This window comes from Pseudomonas sp. 05L36 (assembly GCF_056398125.1).
In genome coordinates, this window is the sequence record NZ_JBFTOU010000006.1 from 67,593 (window position 1) to 83,402 (window position 15,810).

Annotated in this window: 15 protein-coding genes; 8 read left to right on the forward strand and 7 right to left on the reverse strand. The window is 59.3% G+C overall.

The window, feature by feature from the left end:
• Positions 1 to 945 (reverse strand): ubiquinol oxidase subunit II, encoded by a 945-nt coding sequence (gene cyoA, locus AC1DKH_RS08745; protein ID WP_477797968.1) that lies wholly within the window; start codon positions 943 to 945, stop codon positions 1 to 3.
• A gap of 27 nt (positions 946 to 972) precedes the next feature.
• Between cyoA and AC1DKH_RS08750 the strand changes: the two genes are divergently transcribed.
• On the forward strand, positions 973 to 1,233 hold the full coding sequence (locus AC1DKH_RS08750) for a hypothetical protein (protein ID WP_218480045.1): 261 nt from the start codon (positions 973 to 975) through the stop codon (positions 1,231 to 1,233).
• Between the two features lie 550 nt (positions 1,234 to 1,783).
• Here AC1DKH_RS08750 and AC1DKH_RS08755 read toward each other — a convergent pair.
• Together AC1DKH_RS08755 and hmpA are read right to left on the reverse strand one after the other, a co-directional pair.
• A complete protein-coding gene (locus AC1DKH_RS08755) occupies positions 1,784 to 2,293 on the reverse strand; it encodes a disulfide bond formation protein B (RefSeq protein WP_477776397.1) in 510 nt (169 codons plus the stop codon).
• A gap of 226 nt (positions 2,294 to 2,519) precedes the next feature.
• Positions 2,520 to 3,701 (reverse strand): NO-inducible flavohemoprotein, encoded by a 1,182-nt coding sequence (gene hmpA / locus AC1DKH_RS08760; RefSeq protein WP_477797969.1) that lies wholly within the window; start codon positions 3,699 to 3,701, stop codon positions 2,520 to 2,522.
• 156 nt (positions 3,702 to 3,857) lie between these two features.
• Here hmpA and norR point away from each other — a divergent pair, with 156 nt between their 5' ends.
• From norR to AC1DKH_RS08780, 4 genes are all read left to right on the forward strand, one after another.
• Positions 3,858 to 5,408, forward strand: coding sequence for a nitric oxide reductase transcriptional regulator NorR (gene norR, locus AC1DKH_RS08765; protein WP_477797970.1), 1,551 nt, complete (start codon positions 3,858 to 3,860; stop codon positions 5,406 to 5,408).
• Positions 5,409 to 5,525: 117 nt separating this feature from the next.
• Positions 5,526 to 6,428, forward strand: coding sequence for a chemotaxis protein CheW (locus tag AC1DKH_RS08770; protein ID WP_477797971.1), 903 nt, complete (start codon positions 5,526 to 5,528; stop codon positions 6,426 to 6,428).
• Positions 6,429 to 6,455: 27 nt separating this feature from the next.
• Positions 6,456 to 6,914, forward strand: coding sequence for a GNAT family N-acetyltransferase (locus tag AC1DKH_RS08775; protein ID WP_477798048.1), 459 nt, complete (start codon positions 6,456 to 6,458; stop codon positions 6,912 to 6,914).
• Between the two features lie 196 nt (positions 6,915 to 7,110).
• Positions 7,111 to 7,860, forward strand: a complete 750-nt coding sequence (locus AC1DKH_RS08780; RefSeq protein WP_477788209.1) for a YkgJ family cysteine cluster protein — start codon at positions 7,111 to 7,113, stop codon at positions 7,858 to 7,860.
• A 55-nt stretch (positions 7,861 to 7,915) separates the two neighbouring features.
• Here the strand turns inward: AC1DKH_RS08780 and AC1DKH_RS08785 are convergent, their stop codons facing one another.
• Complete coding sequence (locus tag AC1DKH_RS08785) at positions 7,916 to 9,055, reverse strand: transporter substrate-binding domain-containing protein (protein WP_477798049.1); 1,140 nt, start codon at positions 9,053 to 9,055, stop codon at positions 7,916 to 7,918.
• Between the two features lie 139 nt (positions 9,056 to 9,194).
• On the reverse strand, positions 9,195 to 9,452 hold the full coding sequence (locus AC1DKH_RS08790) for a hypothetical protein (RefSeq protein ID WP_103394221.1): 258 nt from the start codon (positions 9,450 to 9,452) through the stop codon (positions 9,195 to 9,197).
• 194 nt (positions 9,453 to 9,646) lie between these two features.
• Here AC1DKH_RS08790 and AC1DKH_RS08795 point away from each other — a divergent pair, with 194 nt between their 5' ends.
• Both AC1DKH_RS08795 and AC1DKH_RS08800 read left to right on the forward strand, forming a co-directional pair.
• Entirely contained in the window at positions 9,647 to 10,621 is a 975-nt protein-coding gene (locus AC1DKH_RS08795; protein ID WP_477797972.1) for a 2-hydroxyacid dehydrogenase, read from the forward strand.
• Positions 10,622 to 10,799: 178 nt separating this feature from the next.
• Positions 10,800 to 11,309, forward strand: a complete 510-nt coding sequence (locus tag AC1DKH_RS08800) for a DUF2165 family protein (RefSeq protein ID WP_477752924.1) — start codon at positions 10,800 to 10,802, stop codon at positions 11,307 to 11,309.
• 24 nt (positions 11,310 to 11,333) lie between these two features.
• Here AC1DKH_RS08800 and AC1DKH_RS08805 read toward each other — a convergent pair whose 3' ends face one another.
• Positions 11,334 to 12,236 (reverse strand): DMT family transporter, encoded by a 903-nt coding sequence (locus AC1DKH_RS08805; protein ID WP_477763243.1) that lies wholly within the window; start codon positions 12,234 to 12,236, stop codon positions 11,334 to 11,336.
• A 151-nt stretch (positions 12,237 to 12,387) separates the two neighbouring features.
• On the opposite strand from AC1DKH_RS08805, the gene AC1DKH_RS08810 reads away from it, so the two are divergent.
• Positions 12,388 to 13,263 (forward strand): helix-turn-helix domain-containing protein, encoded by an 876-nt coding sequence (locus tag AC1DKH_RS08810; protein ID WP_477763242.1) that lies wholly within the window; start codon positions 12,388 to 12,390, stop codon positions 13,261 to 13,263.
• Between the two features lie 69 nt (positions 13,264 to 13,332).
• Here the strand turns inward: AC1DKH_RS08810 and AC1DKH_RS08815 are convergent, their stop codons facing one another.
• Positions 13,333 to 15,762 (reverse strand): TonB-dependent siderophore receptor, encoded by a 2,430-nt coding sequence (locus AC1DKH_RS08815; protein ID WP_477797973.1) that lies wholly within the window; start codon positions 15,760 to 15,762, stop codon positions 13,333 to 13,335.
• Positions 15,763 to 15,810: the final 48 nt, after the last annotated feature.

Genomic DNA, 15,810 nt, shown 5'->3' on the forward strand with positions numbered 1-15,810 from the left:
TTACTCCTCTGCCCCGGCAGCTGAATGCGAACTCGAGTCCATCCCTTCCATCTGGGCCACTTCTTTCTCTTCTTTCTCGTGCTTGACCTTAGGACCTGGTTTCATGCCTTCGTACTTGTCGACGATGGACTGGAACATGCCTGGGGTAACCGAGTTGTAGAGCTCGACTGGGTTGTTCTGGCTTGGTTTGGAAAGGGCTGCGTATTCAGCTTGTTCAAGCTGTTTAGGTGCCTTTTTGACTTCACTTACCCAGGCGTCGAAATCTTCCTGGGAAGTTGCGATCGCTTTGAATTTCATACCGGTGAAACCAGCGCCGCTGTAGTTGGCGGAGATACCGTCCATTTCAGCGTTCTCGTTGGCGATCAGGTGCAGCTTGGTCTGCATGCCCGCCATCGCGTAGATCTGGCCGCCCAGAGCAGGGATGAAGAACGAGTTCATCACGGCGTCGGAAGTAATCTTGAAGTTGATCGGAGTGTGCGCCGGGAACACGATCTTGTTGACCGTGGCGATGCCTTGTTCCGGGTAGATGAACAGCCACTTCCAGTCCAGCGCGACCACTTCGATGGTCACAGGCTTAACGTCGGATTCCAGCGGCTTGTACGGGTCCAGCGCGTGGGTCGACTTGTAGGTGACGTAACCCAGGGCAATGATGATCAGCACTGGAACAGCCCACACCGCGATCTCGATCTTGGTGGAGTGGTTCCATTTCGGGGTGTAGGTGGCGTTGGTGTTGGACGCGCGGTATTTCCAGGCGAACAGGAAGGTCATGACGATGACCGGCACCACGACCAACAGCATCAGCAGCGTTGCGGTGATGATCAGGTTTCGCTCGTCCAGACCAACCTGGCCCTTGGGATTGAGCAAGGTCATGTTGCAGCCTGACAGCAACAACGTGCCGATCAGCGGCAATAAGCCTAGTAGTCTGGGGTACCTGTTTTTACTCATCTCACGACCTCTAAAGCAGCTTGCGCAATGCAGTTGGGTTTTGATCGCCAACACTTCACCCTGCCAAGGGTTGGCATTTTTCTTGGATTGAATAAGGGCATGCCCGTTGTGCGTCAGACGCTGTACGACAAATCCCGGGCCTGCGGTGAGTTCTTATTCGAATTCGTGGTCAAAGGCCTTGTTACAGACCAATTCCATTTGGTGCGGGTAGTTGGAGGCTCCGACACCTGGGCATCGCATGAAGCCACCAGACCTCTCGACACCCTGTTTCTGCTCACGTCTGGTTAAGATTTGAGCAGTGCCGGGGATTCAGTGCGGGCGATTGTAGATATGTAACGTTGTATAAACCATGTCTCATCCCGAAATAATTTTTATCCGAACCGGCAACAATCATTAACCGTTTTCGCAAAAGTGGCGCATCTTATCGAAATTAATTCTCAACAAAAACACCACAATAAGTAGGTCTTCCACCCACAGTTCAGACAGTATCGGCCCCCTCTTCACTGCCCTTTACCTTGCCCGGAGCCCGATATGACGGGGGCTTCGGCCATTCGCCAGACCCTGTTAAAACTGCCTGCTCGCGTTCGCAATGGAAAAAACCGCAAGCCTGCAAAACAGCCCAATTTCGTTACGTTTCCATGTACCAATCCGGCCTCTTCGAACGCCCTGCGACACTGACTCTGTGACAACATGTCGCACATGTGTCGCACCCTTGGCTGTCGCACATCACGGTCTTTTTACCCGGCCTCTGAAATGCGCTGAGCAAGACAAAAAAGCCCCGGTCCTCTCTTCAAGGACCGGGGCTTTTTTGTCCGACAATTCCTGCCGACAGATGACCTCAGCGCAGCGCTTTGCGGTTACGCGACGTGAGCAAAGGCACCAGCACCACAATCAGCACGAAGGCGACCAACGCCCACTGTGCCAACGACAAACCGAGGATCGGCGGGTATGGCGTGGAGCAGAAACCATCGACCTGGAAACCCAGCGGGAAGATCTTCGCCAGCGGCAAGTCATCGACAATCGGTTGCAGCACATCGATGCCGCAGCTGACCGCCGGATAGAACTGCGTATAGACGTGATGCCCGGCAACGCCGACACCTGCCAGTGCGCAGATCACCACCAGGGTTTCGAACACCGTGATGCTGCGACGGCTGCGCATGGCGGCGCCGATGAAGGCGAAGATCGCGATCAGCAGCAACGCATAACGTTGCAGGATGCACAGCGGGCAAGGGGCCTCGCCCAGAACAATTTGCATGTACAGCGCCCCGCCGATCAGCGCCAGGCAAATGATGCCCAACAACACCAGGTAGCGCCGTTCACGCCCCAACCGCATGGATTCATCGCTCATCGCGTTTCCCTTGAAAATTTCGATTGCCCGCCAGTCTACACGCTGGCCTGATCTTTGAGAGCTGGCGCGTAGCAAGGGGGATGTCGCAGGGAATAGACGACAGGACGGTTAAGGAGGGATTAACTTTTAACCAGAAAGATCAAAAGATCGCAGCCTCCGGCAGCTCCTACATCGGAATGGATTGCATCCTGTAGGAGCTGCCGAAGGCTGCGATCTTTATTAGGGGTTACTCCAGTGCCGCAGCCGGCCCGAAGAACTCGTAACGGCTTTGCTTCTCCGGCACGCCCAGGGCTTTGAGGTGACGCTTGATGGACGCCATGAAACCTTTCGGCCCCAGGAAGTAAACATCCAGGTCACGCTGCTCCGGCAGCCATGCATGCAACTGCTGCTGGCTCAACAAGCCGACCTTGTGCGCCGCCGGGCTCACGCCGTCATCTTCGGCGTAGCAGTAGAAGCGCTTGAGCTGCGGGTGACGCTCGGCCAGGCCATCGATCCAGTCGCGGAAGGCATGGACGCTGCCGTTGCGCGCGCAGTGGATGAAATGCACCGGCCGCTGAGTTTCCAGCGCAGCTTCGAGCATCGCCAGGGTCGGGGTAATGCCGACGCCGCCGCTGATCAGCACCAGAGGTTTGTCGCTGGCGGTCAGGGTGAACTCGCCCGATGGCGGGAACAACTGGATGCTGGCGCCAACATGCAACTGGTCATGCAAGTAGTTGGAAGCGCGGCCACCGGCTTCACGCTTGACGCTGATGCGGTACTGGCCTTTGTTCGCCAGCGCTGACAGCGAGTAGTTACGACGGATCTCTTCACCGTCGAGGATCAGTTTCATACCGATGTACTGGCCGGGTTCTGCCTCCAGAATCGGGCCTTTGTCTGCAGGTTCAAAGTAGAACGAGGTGATCTCGGCGCTCTCCTCGACCTTGCCGGCCACGATGAATTCCCGCGCCCCGCGCCAGCCGCCCGGTGCCTGTTCCTTCTGGTCGTAGATGCTGGTTTCGGCACCGATCAGGATGTCCGCCAGTTGCCCGTAGGCCGCACCCCAGGCCGCGATCACTTCCGGGGTGGCGATCTCTTCGCCCAATACTTCGGCAATGGCCCGCAGCAGGCAGCTGCCGACAATCGGGTAGTGCTCCGGCAGAATCTGCAGGGCCACGTGCTTGTTGATGATCTTGGCCACCAGGTCGCCCAACTGGTCGAGTTGGTCGATATGGCGCGCATACATCAATACGCCGTTGGCCAGGGCTCGCGGCTGATCACCACTGGCCTGGTGGGCCTGGTTGAACAGTGGGCGGACTTCCGGGTATTCGGAGAGCATCATGCGGTAGAAGTGTGTGATCAGCGCTTCACCACCGCTTTCGAGCAGTGGCACAGTGGATTTGACGATGGCACGATCTTGAACGCTCAGCATAAAGTGACTCCTGGTCTTCTTGGATTGCTAACGGATTACCCTATGCCTATCAGTTTCCATGCCAACTATTTAGTCTTTATAAATCAATAAGTTAATAACTTAATAGTCATTTAGACACTGCCTGACTTATAGTCATACCGACTACACGGAGTCACTATGACTGCAAAACCCCTGCTCACCGCCCTGCTGCCCCTGGTCTCCGACCTGTCCCGCGAACTGCCCGAGGGCGAGCGTTATCGCCGCCTGCTGGAAGCCATGCGCGCCCTGCTGCCATGCGACGCCGCCGCTCTGCTGCGTCTCGACGGTGAATGGCTGGTGCCGCTGGCGGTCGACGGCTTGAGTACCGATACCCTCGGTCGGCGCTTCAAGGTCAGCGAGCACCCGCGTTTCCAAGCGCTGCTCAGCGGCCCAGGCCCGACCCGTTTCGCTGCCGACAGCGACTTGCCTGACCCCTATGACGGCCTGGTCGATGGCCTGGATGATCATCTGGAAGTTCATGACTGCATGGGTTGCCCGTTATTCATCGACGAGCGCCCATGGGGCCTGCTGACCCTCGACGCCCTCGATCCGGAGCGCTTCGAACCGATCGAGCTGGATGCCCTGCAAGCCTTCGCCAGCCTCGCGGCCGCCACAGTCAACGCCGCCGAGCGCATCGAGCGCTTGAACAACCGGGTCGAAGACGAGCATCAGCGCGCCGAGGTCTACCGCCAGGCCAGCGGCCAGCAGACTCGCGAGATGATCGGCCAAAGCAAGGCCCACAAGCGTCTGGCCGAAGAAATCAGTCTGGTGGGCGGCAGCGACCTGACCGTGTTGATCACCGGCGAAACCGGGGTCGGCAAGGAGTTGGTGGCCCAGGCCATCCATGCCGCCTCGCCCCGCTCCGACAAACCGATCATCAGCCTCAACTGCGCCGCGTTGCCCGACACACTGGTGGAAAGCGAATTGTTCGGCCATGTCCGCGGTGCTTTTACCGGTGCGCTGAACGACCGCCGTGGCAAGTTCGAACTGGCCAACGGCGGCACGCTGTTTCTCGATGAAGTCGGTGAGTTGTCGCTGACCGTGCAGGCCAAGTTGCTGCGCGTGTTGCAGAGCGGTCAACTGCAGCGACTGGGCTCGGACAAGGAGCATCAGGTCGACGTGCGCCTGATCGCGGCGACCAACCGCGACCTCGCCGAAGAAGTGCGCAGCGGCCGTTACCGCGCCGACTTCTACCATCGCCTCAGCGTTTATCCGCTGCTGGTGCCGGCCCTGCGCGATCGCGGACGCGATGTGCTGCTGCTCAGCGGTTACTTCCTGGAGCAGAACCGCTCGCGCATGGGCCTCAACAGCCTGCGCCTGAACAGCGACGCCCAGGCCGCGCTATTGGCCTACGACTGGCCCGGCAACGTGCGCGAGCTTGAACACTTGATCGGCCGCAGCGCCTTGAAAGCCTTGGGCAACTGCAAGGAACGGCCGAAGATTCTCAGCTTGAGCGCAGCCGACCTGGACTTGCCCAACGCCAGCGTCGAAGCCGCTGCCGAGCAACCGGCTGCCAGCGTCACGCAACTGGTGACTGGCGATTTGCGCGAGGCCACCGAGCGTTATCAGCGTCAATTGATCGGTGCCTGCCTGGAGCGGCATAACAACAACTGGGCAAGCGCGGCCCGTGAGCTGGGCCTGGATCGGGCGAACCTGGGGCGGATGGCCAAGCGGTTGGGGATGAAGTGATGGCGGCCTGACATTCAACGGAAATGCTAAAGCCTGCCCCCGACAAGTCGATAACCCGGCATCGAAGTCATTGGCGATCCCGGGATTGCCCGTCACCTTTTTCCAGAGAAGGTTCCTATGTCCTCCACCAAAGCCCGCGCAGACTCACTTTCGCTTCTGCTGTTTACCTTGCGCAGCGGCAAGTTGATGGCGATCAACCTGCTCAAGGTCAGTGAAATCATTCCCTGCCCGCCGCTGACCCGGCTGCCGGAGTCGCACCCTCACGTCAAAGGCATCGCCAGCCTGCGCGGTGCCTCGCTGTCGGTGATCGACCTCAGCCGTGCCATTGGCGAACGTCCGCTGGAAGACCCGAACGGCGGCTGCCTGATCGTCACCGACGTCAGCCGCTCCAAGCAGGGCCTGCACGTGCAGGCCGTGAGCAAGATCGTCCATTGCCTGACCACCGACATCCGCCCGCCGCCCTTCGGCTCCGGTGGTTCGCGCGCCTACATCACCGGCGTGACGTCGGTCGATGGCACCCTGGTGCAAGTGCTGGACATCGAAAAAGTCATCCACGGCATCGCCCCGGCACAAATCGAAATGGCGCCGACCGAGCTGAGCATGGAAGACGCCGAACTGCTCGGCAACGCGCGCATCCTGGTGGTCGATGACAGCCAGGTAGCCTTGCAGCAATCGGTGCACACCCTGCGCAACCTCGGCCTGCAATGCCATACGGCCCGCAGCGCCAAGGAAGCCATCGACTGCCTGCTGGACCTGCAAGGCACCGCACAACAGATCAACCTGATCGTCTCGGACATCGAAATGTCGGAGATGGACGGCTACGCCTTCACCCGTACCCTGCGGGAAACTCCGGATTTCGCGCATCTTTATGTACTGCTGCACACCTCGCTGGACAGTGCGATGAACGCCGAGAAAGCACGACTGGCGGGGGCGAACGCGGTGCTGACCAAGTTCTCTTCGCCGGAACTGACCCAGTGCCTGATCACCGCGGCCAAGGCTGTCGCCGAACAGGGTTATTGAGTGTTGACCGAAGAGTTCTGCTGGCTGATGCGGCGCGACCTCTCTGTCGTCGTGCCGTCCCCCGATTGGCCAGCCGGCCTGCAATTGACCGAGTACCGCCCCGAACTGGCCGCCGCCGTGCATCGGCTGATGGAGCTCGGTTATCTCGACGGCGCTGGGCGTGTAGCCGCGCTGGACATGTGGCAACGGCAGTTCGAAACCGATCCGGAATATGACCCGGCCCTGTGCTTCATTGCCCAGGATGCCGAAGGTGTGGTGGGTGTGTGTCAGTGCTGGACCAGTGCCTACATCAAGAACCTGGTGGTGCATCCGCGGTTTCAGGGCCGTGGATTGGGGCGTGCCTTGCTGTTGCAAGCGTTCAAGGTATTCCAGCAGCGGCGTGAAGGCTTCGTGGACCTGAAGGTTCTGGAAGACAACCTTCGGGCGCGGCGCTTGTATGAAAGCGTCGGGATGCGCGCAGTCCGCCGGGAGCCGGTTCCTCTCTGACATGCCGCCTTCGCTGGCAAGCCAGCTCCTACAGTGACCGGGCCGATCACAAAACATGTGTAGGGCGCGATTCCTGTAGGAGCGGGCTTGCTCCGGCCGGCGAGGCCAACTGAGTGGCGCATAATTTGCTTCGATAGCGGCTTTTGTGGCGGCATTCTGTCGCCGTTTCATGCCCTGTAATGCGAATGAACACTCAATGAATACAAGGTTTTCCTGCGTAGGCTGCGGCAAATGCTGCAACGGCCACCATGTGCCCCTGACCCTGAGCGAAGCCCGGATGTGGGCAGCCGACGGTGCTCAGGTGATCGTACTGGTGGAAGCGTTTCTGGACAACGGCCTGGGCCTGCCAGTGCAACAACGGGAGCACACCGTACGCCGTTCGGCGGCGGTGCGCAGCGGCGAATCCGACGCGTACGTGGCCATCACCTTCGCCGCCTACAATGTCGGCCCCTGCCGGAATCTTGACGAAGACAACCGCTGCCGCATCTACGAACGCCGGCCGTTGGTGTGTCGCATCTATCCGATGGAAATCAATCCGCACATTCCCCTGAACCCCACCGCCAAGGAGTGCCCGCCAGAGTCCTGGGAAACAGGGCCAGAGCTGATTGTCGGTGGCAAACTGGTCGACCGGGAGTTATCGGAATTGATCCAGCGTTCCCGTCAGGCGGATCGCGACGAAATTCAGACCAAGGATGCGATTTGCGCACAGCTGGGCATCCGCACGACGGCCCTGAAGGGCGACGGGTTTACCGCATATCTTCCGGATATGGCGGAGTTCGCCAGAATCATCGACGAACTGACCGGGCAAATGTTGCCGGAGTGGGGCAGCGAGTGGCTGTTTCATGTGTCGGGGGACGATATCGCCGGGCAGATTGTTGCGGCCGGGGCGAAAGTGGCGGCGGATGCGCCGACGAACTTTGCGTTCATTTCGTTGCGCACGGCTTGAGAGGTCAGGTGCGCAGCTTTGCGAGCTGCGCACGCGCCTTCAGACAGGTAAAGATTTAAAGCGTCGTGACCGCCAGACACTCCACTTCCACCCCTGCGTCCAGTACAAGCTTGCCAGCAAATGTCGTACGAGCGGGTAACCGATCCGCCGGAAAGTAGCTGCGATAAACAGCATTCATGGCAGCAAAGTCCTTCATGTCGGAAAGAATAACCGTGCATTTGGCCACCTGCGCCAGAGACGACCCATGATGCTGCAGTGCTTTGCGCAGATTGGCCATGGCCTGTTCCATTTGCGGCCCTATACCACCTTTCACCAACTCCCCTGCCTCCGTCATTCCGATTACGCCAGAGAGGTAAAGTGTCTGACCAACCTGAACCGCATTGGAAAATGGCATGCCTTCTTCGTTTGGAAAGTACCGAGGAAACTCGAGAGCCAGCGTCGGCAAGTAGCGCTGGGTTATTGCTTGCAGCTGACCATTTTGTTTCAACCGCTCAAGAGCAGCATTCAGGTTATTGCGCAGCAGGGTGTCGTTTTTGCGAACCGCCATGGCCACGCCGCTGCCCAGCATGGGATCGCTAATCGCCGGGCCGGCGAAGTCAAAACCTTGCCCCTGCGGTTTACTCAATAGCGCGTAGGTAATTTCGATCGAGTCTTGCAAAGTCGCATCCAGCTCTCCCGCCAGCAGGCTGGCGATCAATCGATCATTGAGGTTGAAGCTGCGTACTGTTACCCCCGCCTGCGCCCAACGCGCCTTGGCGAACGCCTCGCGACTGGTACCGGCCAGCACGCCGACACGCTTGCCCCGGAGCGATTGAGCATCGGGTTGCAGATTCGCCTCCTTGGGAGCCACCAGCCTGCTGCTCAGGGGATGCAGGTTTTCGGTGAAATCGACACGCTCGCGACGCAACGATGTGGCTGTCATCGGCATGATTGCGTCGAAACGACCGCCTTCGAGCGCATCGATGTTGGTGGCGTAATCCTGGTCAACCCAGACACAGCGGGACTTGAGTTCGGCACACAGCGCATTGCCCAACTCGATATTGAGCCCTTCCAGTTCGCCATTCGCGTTACGGAATTCAAACGGCGGTACAAGCGGCTCGACACCGAAACGGATCTGTGGATCGACGACAGCTGTAGTACAACCCGCGGCCAGAGCCACTATCAGGGGTGCAGAAAAAAACTTAAGCAGACGCATGAGAAAACCTTCATCAAGATTCATGGAAATGAATCCTCGACGAATGGCCTTCGAGATTCCCAGAGGGCGAATCGCCAACCGGTGTAGGAACGCTCTGACTTACAGCAAGGAATACGGGCGACCTGAAAATGCCTGAACCTTAACGCTTACCCATCGATCGACGAGTTCCCGGCGGCGCCATGCCCGGTGTCTTGGTGTGGCCGTTCTTGGCGCCGTTCTTGTACCACGGCTGGTTGGAGCCCTTGGCGGCCGCCAGTTCGCCCGGTTTGAACGGGAACTTGAAGGCCGGGATTTCGGCTTTGGTTTCGCTGTCGGCGCTGGAGTCGACGCTGTCTGGCAGCTCTGCCTGCACGTCGCTCAGGGCGTCGGCGACCGGCGGTTGTTTCGGGGAAGTCATGAAAGCTCCGGGTGGTGCATGAAGTGTCGGGCCCGGTGAACGAGCCGCATGCCACAGTATAAGAAGTGCGGCAGTATAACTGGATGGAGCACCGCAAGCTGCAAGCTTGCATTGACCGCCTGACGACTCGCACAAATCCCGCGAAGAATGTTAGCGTGCTCATCATTCTTCACCGCCCGACGAGCCCGCCTCCCATGAAAAAGACTGTCCTGGCCTTCAGCCGCGTCACCCCGGAAATGGTCGAACGCCTGCAACAAGACTTCGATGTCATCGTGCCGAATCCGAAAAACGGCGACATCAACGCCCAATTCAACGAAGCCCTGCCCCACGCCCACGGCCTGATCGGCGTGGGTCGCAAACTCGGCCGCGCCCAGTTGGAAAACGCCGCCAGGCTGGAAGTGGTGTCCAGCGTCTCGGTGGGCTACGACAACTATGACCTGGCCTACTTCAACGAACGCGGGATCATGCTGACCAACACGCCGGATGTGCTCACCGAAAGCACCGCCGACCTGGCGTTTGCTCTGTTGATGAGCAGCGCGCGTCGCGTCGCCGAACTGGATGCCTGGACCAAGGCCGGGCAATGGCAGGCCACTGTCGGTGCGCAGCTGTTCGGTTGTGATGTGCATGGCAAGACGCTGGGCATCGTCGGCATGGGCAACATCGGTGCCGCCATCGCCCGGCGTGGCCGCCTGGGGTTCAACATGCCGGTCATCTACAGCGGTAACAGCCGCAAGACCGAACTGGAACAGGAACTCGACGCGCAGTACCGCAGCCTCGATCAATTGCTGGCCGAAGCTGATTTCGTCTGCCTGGTGGTGCCGCTCAGCGAGAAAACCAAACACTTGATCAGCCATCGTGAACTGGCACTGATGAAGCCAAGTGCCATTCTGGTGAACATTTCCCGTGGTCCGGTGGTGGATGAACCGGCGCTGATCGAAGCGCTGCAAAACAACCGCATTAGGGGTGCAGGGCTGGACGTGTACGAAAAAGAACCACTGGCCGAGTCGCCACTGTTCCAGCTGAAAAATGCCGTGACCTTGCCGCACATCGGCTCGGCCACCCATGAGACCCGCGATGCCATGGCCAACCGTGCCCTGGCCAACTTGCGCAGTGCCCTGCTGGGCGAGCGACCGCAGGACCTGGTCAACCCGCAAGTCTGGAAGGGTTAACGCAAATCGGGCAGACGTTACAAGCGCCTGCCCGTTTGAAAAAAAGTCACTTTCAAGTTATTAAACAACTCTCTGAATACACACCCTGCAATTCAGTCAGCAGCCGAACAACAAAACCACGAGATAGACTCTCCTTGTTTACCCTGGCACTACGGGATCAGCAACGGAGATCACCCATTTGAACTCACTCACAACAAATCAAGTCATTCGACTCAGCAAAGCCAAACTGATGTTATTTACTAGCCTCTTTGGATTGCTGATGCTATACAACAATTTCACGGATTACTCGACCAACTATGAATACATCAGCCATATCCTGAGCATGGACACTACCAATGATCAAAGCAAATACAGACACAGGGCTATTACTTCCGCCATACTTCACCACCGCATTTACTGGCTGATCATTACACTTGAGGTGGTCTACACCCTATGTTGCCTGCTCGGAACCTATTGCCTTTACAAAAACATCAACGCCAGCCCCGAACAATTTCACGAAGCTAAAAAACCTGCAATCATCGGATTATTGATTGCCCTTTTTCTTTATTACGTCGGTTTTCAAACAGTCGGTACCGAATGGTTCAATATGGATGAGTCGAAAACCTGGAACTACAATTACAGGGCTGGACACATTGTTGATTTCATCTTTCCGTTACTGATATACATCGCGATAAAAATCGAGCACTGAGTCACTCAGCACTCGACGCCCCCCTCAAGCCAGCTTGCCGTTGCCCAGCACTTGCGGCGTTTTGGGTTTGCGAAACACCAGTACGTTCCCCGACATCACCAACACCAGCCCCAACAGCGCCGGCACCGTCCATTGATAGCCCTCGGCGAACGCTGACACGTTGAGCGCCACCACCGGAAACAGCACCGTGCAGTACGCCGCCCGCTCAGGCCCCATGCGGCCGACCAGCGTCAGGTAGGCGGTGAAACCGATCACCGATCCCGGAATCACCAGGTACAGCAGTGACCCGATGTAACGCGTGCTCATTTCCATGTCGAAGGGAATGCCCTTGACCAGACACCACACCGAGAGCATCGCCGCCCCGTAAGCCATGCCCCAGGCATTGGTGGTCAGCGGTTTGAGCCCGGCCTTCTGTTGCAGGCTCGAGAGCATGTTGCCCGCCGAGAAACACAAGGTGCCGCACAGGGCCAGACCGAGACCGAGCAGGGTTTCCGGGCTGGCGGTATGCCCGGCCAATTCAGGCCAGAACAACAGGCCCAGCCCAAGCAGGCCCAGCGCGCCACCCATCAGCACATTGCGGGCGATTTTCTGACCGAAGAACACCCGCGCGTTGAGGGCATTCCACAGGGTGGCGGTGGAAAACACCACAGCCACCAGACCGCTGGGGATCCACTGGCTCGCAGTGAGAAAGCACATGAAGTTGACGCAGAACAGGCACAAGCCCTGAGCCAGGCAAATCAAATGCCCGCGACGGTTCATCACTTGCAGGCGTCGGCTGAGCAGCAAGATCACGAACAGCACCAGCGCGGCGAGGCCGAAGCGATAGACGATCGACACAGGAATGGCCACCACACCCAGTTGCCATTTCAAGGCAATCCAGGTGGTGCCCCAGATCAGCACGGTCAACAGGTACAAAGAAAGGTTCATGGCAAAGGCTCCTCGATAGGCGCCCAGTGTCCGGCGCCACGCCTGGGCGCACTTGCATAAACTTGCGCTTTTGTCTGGCGACAGGCTGGCAGGCACGCGTCTACGGAGTAGGATGCAGGGCGTTGGATGCAGGTGTTAGAGAGCAACGATCATGGCTGTACTGGATACCCTACAAGTCTTTCAAGCCCTCAACCGCTCGCCGAATGCTCGCCTCGAGCACAGCGCCGAGCTCGGGGACGGCTTGTCTGCAGCTTTGTGGAGCAATCACCACGACGCCCAGGAATACGAAGCACCCAGCCACCATACGCTGTCCTGTTACATTGCTGGCGGCACCGGTACCTTCCGCCGCGATCAGCCCGCAACCAAGGGCGGCCCGGACAAACTGTGCATCCTGCCGGCCGGTCACCAGTCAGGCTGGGTGATCAACGGCGACATTCGTCTGGCGCACCTGTATTTCAGCCCCGAACAATTTGCCCTCGGCTGTGTCACCCTGCTCGATCGCGAGCCACGGGAAATGCAACTGCGCGAGCAGACCTTTCTCGATGATCCGCAGCAGGCGCTGCGCTTTCGACAGTTGATCACCCTGAACTGGGACGAGCCGGGCGAGCGCCTGCTCACCAGCAGCCTGGCTCACGAACTGCTCAGCCATGCCCTGCTCAGCCAGGTCAATGCCCGGCAAGGCCTGCGCCTTAAAGGTGGGTTGGCCGCGCATCAGCGCCGACATCTGGTGGAGTACATCGACAGCCATCTGGACGAGGCCATCAGTCTCGGCCAGTTGGCGGCGTTGTGCGCGTTGTCGGAATACCACTTCGCGCGGATGTTCCGCGAAAGCTTCGGCTTGCCACCCCACCAGTATGTGCTGGCACGACGCCTGAACCGGGCGCAGGAGTTGCTGCGCACGACCTTGCAGCCACTGGGGGAGATTGCGCTGGCCTGCGGATTTTCCAGTGCCAGCCATTTCACCAACCGGTTTCGCCAGGCCCTCGGTGGAACGCCCGGCGAATATCGCCAGGCGTTTTTGCGCTAGGCGCGGGATTTTCGGCGTCCTTCAGGCCGCCATCGCGAGCAGGCTCGCTCCCACAGGGAGAAACAGTCGTCAGAACTCCAAGGTGCTCGACAACGTCACCTGCCGCGAGTCACCCATCGACACAAAGAACCGACTCGCCGCCGAGGTGTAGTAAGTACGGTCAAACAGGTTCTTCACGTTGAGCTGGAACTTGACCTTCTGCCCTTCGACCTTTGTGTCGTAGGTGGCGAACGCATCGGCCACGGTGTAGCTCGGCAGGTCGAAATCGTTCACCGCATTGCCCGCGCGCTCCCCCACATAACGCGCCCCGGCGCCGACCCGCAGTTGGTCGCCGCCGACGATGGTGCCGAAGTCATAGACGGCCGACAGCGAGCCGCTGTTCTTTGCCACGTTTTGCAGTTGATTGCCCTTGTAAACAGGGTCTTCGGTGACTTCGGCATCGGTGTAGGCGTAGCTGCCGATCATGCTCCAGCGATCCGTCAGCTGACCGCTCAAGTCCACTTCCAGGCCACGGGAACGCACTTCGCCGGCGGCACTGTAAATCGTGGTCGGGCCTTCGGCGTTGGCCACCAGCACGTTGCGTTTCTTGATGTCGAACAGCGCGATGTTGCCAGTGACGCGGCCCGGCAGATCGAGCTTGGCACCCAGCTCCCAGGACTTGGCTTCTTCCGGCGCGATGCCGCCGTCAAGCACGGTGCTGCTGCCGCTCAACGGCGCGATGGTCGAGTTGGGTTTGAACGACTCGGTGTAGCTGCCATAAAACGACAAGGCATCGGTGTATTTGTATACCAGGCCCGCGCGCGGCACCCATTTCTGCCCGTTACTGTCGGTGTTGGCGTGGAACGGTACGCCTTTGCCGGCGTATTGGTCGTACGCCTGGAAGCGCGCGCCGGCCACCAGAATCCATTGGTCGTTGAGGTGGATGGAATCCTGCAGGAACACCGAATCGCTACGCAGTTCATCGGTCTGCGCGCTGTCGGCCGCACTGACAGTGGTGCCCGGCACTTCCTGGCCATAGATCGGGTTCACGTAGCTGAACTGGGTGCGGCTTTTCTGGCGGATCAGGTCTTCGCGGAAAATCTTGCGGTACTCGTCATCGACGCCGAACAGCAGGTCATGCTGCATGCCGAACACATCCACGTTGCCTTCGAGGCTGGCGGTGGTGAAGCGGTCGGTGCTGATCGCATTCCGGGTGCCGTCCATGCTGCGGGTCAGGGTGCCCTTATTGGTGTCGATTGCAGTCACGCGCACCTGGCTGGCGTCGTAGGTTTCGCGGTTCCAGCTGTAGCCGAAATGGGCCTTCCAGTTGTCGTTGAGCTCGTGATCGGCCTCGAAGTGATAGAGGTCCGAACGCCCTTCCATGTTGTTGAACGGCTCGTCGAGACGCTCGTTGCGCGAGATGTCCAGCGGATGGTTGGTCCGTGGATCGATCAGCGTGCCTCGGTCAAACGGCGTGAGGAATTCGCGGTGCTCATAGGAGAACAGCAACTTGGTGCTTTCACCGTACCAGGCCAGCGACGGCGCGATCAGGCTCTCACGATGTACACCGAAGTTGCGCCAGTAATCTTCGTCTTCGTAGTCGAGCACCATGCGGTACGCCAGCCCGGAGTCGCCCAGGGCACCGGTGCTGTCGAGACCGCCGCCGCTGCCATTCTTGCCGTCGCCATAGCTCGAGCCGCGCACGGTCAAGGCGTTGTACTGCTCAAGCTCGGGCTTCTTGCTGACCATGTTGACCACGCCGCCCGGATCCTGGATGCCGTAGAGCAACGAGGCCGGGCCCTTGAGTACTTCGACCCGGTCGACGCTGGCGTTGAGACCACGACCCTGCACGATCGGCATGCCGTCTCGCATGATCGAGCCGTTACGGTTGTCGCCAAAGCCGCGGACCATCACCGAGTCCTGGGTGCTGCCAAGGGTGTTGGCCTGGGTGATGCCACTGACATTGGCCAGGGCGTCATCGAGATTGCGCGGAGCCTGGTCGCGAATGACCTGGGCCGGGACGACGTTGATGGTCTGCGGGATTTCCTGAATCGGGGCCGAGGAGCGCATCACTGAAGAAGTCGGTGGCGGCTGGTAGCTCATGGATTCATCCATCGACGAGGTGATGGTGGTCGCGCCGAGATTCAATGCGCCTTCAGTCGGCCGTGGTTCCAGTGCAATGGTGTGGCCGTCGGTGCGACGGAAGGTCAAGCCCGAACCAGTGAGCAGTCGTTGCAGGGCCTGTTCGGCGCTCATCTGGCCATTGATGGCCGGCGCATTGAGGCCGTACGGCGCCTCATCGGTGTAGACCACGCTGATACCGGTCACCCGGCTGAAATCACTCAGGGCCTGGGGCAGCGGTTTGGCGGCCAGCGCGAAATTGAATTGCGCCCGCGACTGGCTGCTGCCCGCCTCTGCGGCCAGTGCCACGCTCAGCGGCAACAAGGCCAATGCCGAAAAGCTCAACGCAGACACACCCAACCATTGTTTGACCGAACCCGATTTTGCCCTGGACTTCATGACTCATGACCTGTGTAGAACCGCAACGGATGCGAATGAATCGCAGTT

Coding starts and splice junctions, on each gene's coding strand:
- hmpA (WP_477797969.1), bottom strand. CDS start 3,701: ATGCTGAGCGTTCAAGATCGTGCCATCGTCAAATCCACTGTGCCACTG.
- AC1DKH_RS08805 (WP_477763243.1), bottom strand. CDS start 12,236: ATGAACCTTTCTTTGTACCTGTTGACCGTGCTGATCTGGGGCACCACC.
- AC1DKH_RS08785 (WP_477798049.1), bottom strand. CDS start 9,055: ATGCGTCTGCTTAAGTTTTTTTCTGCACCCCTGATAGTGGCTCTGGCC.
- cyoA (WP_477797968.1), bottom strand. CDS start 945: ATGAGTAAAAACAGGTACCCCAGACTACTAGGCTTATTGCCGCTGATC.
- AC1DKH_RS08810 (WP_477763242.1), top strand. CDS start 12,388: ATGGCTGTACTGGATACCCTACAAGTCTTTCAAGCCCTCAACCGCTCG.
- AC1DKH_RS08770 (WP_477797971.1), top strand. CDS start 5,526: ATGTCCTCCACCAAAGCCCGCGCAGACTCACTTTCGCTTCTGCTGTTT.
- AC1DKH_RS08750 (WP_218480045.1), top strand. CDS start 973: ATGCAGTTGGGTTTTGATCGCCAACACTTCACCCTGCCAAGGGTTGGC.
- norR (WP_477797970.1), top strand. CDS start 3,858: ATGACTGCAAAACCCCTGCTCACCGCCCTGCTGCCCCTGGTCTCCGAC.
- AC1DKH_RS08795 (WP_477797972.1), top strand. CDS start 9,647: ATGAAAAAGACTGTCCTGGCCTTCAGCCGCGTCACCCCGGAAATGGTC.
- AC1DKH_RS08815 (WP_477797973.1), bottom strand. CDS start 15,762: ATGAAGTCCAGGGCAAAATCGGGTTCGGTCAAACAATGGTTGGGTGTG.
- AC1DKH_RS08790 (WP_103394221.1), bottom strand. CDS start 9,452: ATGACTTCCCCGAAACAACCGCCGGTCGCCGACGCCCTGAGCGACGTG.
- AC1DKH_RS08775 (WP_477798048.1), top strand. CDS start 6,456: ATGCGGCGCGACCTCTCTGTCGTCGTGCCGTCCCCCGATTGGCCAGCC.
- AC1DKH_RS08780 (WP_477788209.1), top strand. CDS start 7,111: ATGAATACAAGGTTTTCCTGCGTAGGCTGCGGCAAATGCTGCAACGGC.
- AC1DKH_RS08755 (WP_477776397.1), bottom strand. CDS start 2,293: ATGAGCGATGAATCCATGCGGTTGGGGCGTGAACGGCGCTACCTGGTG.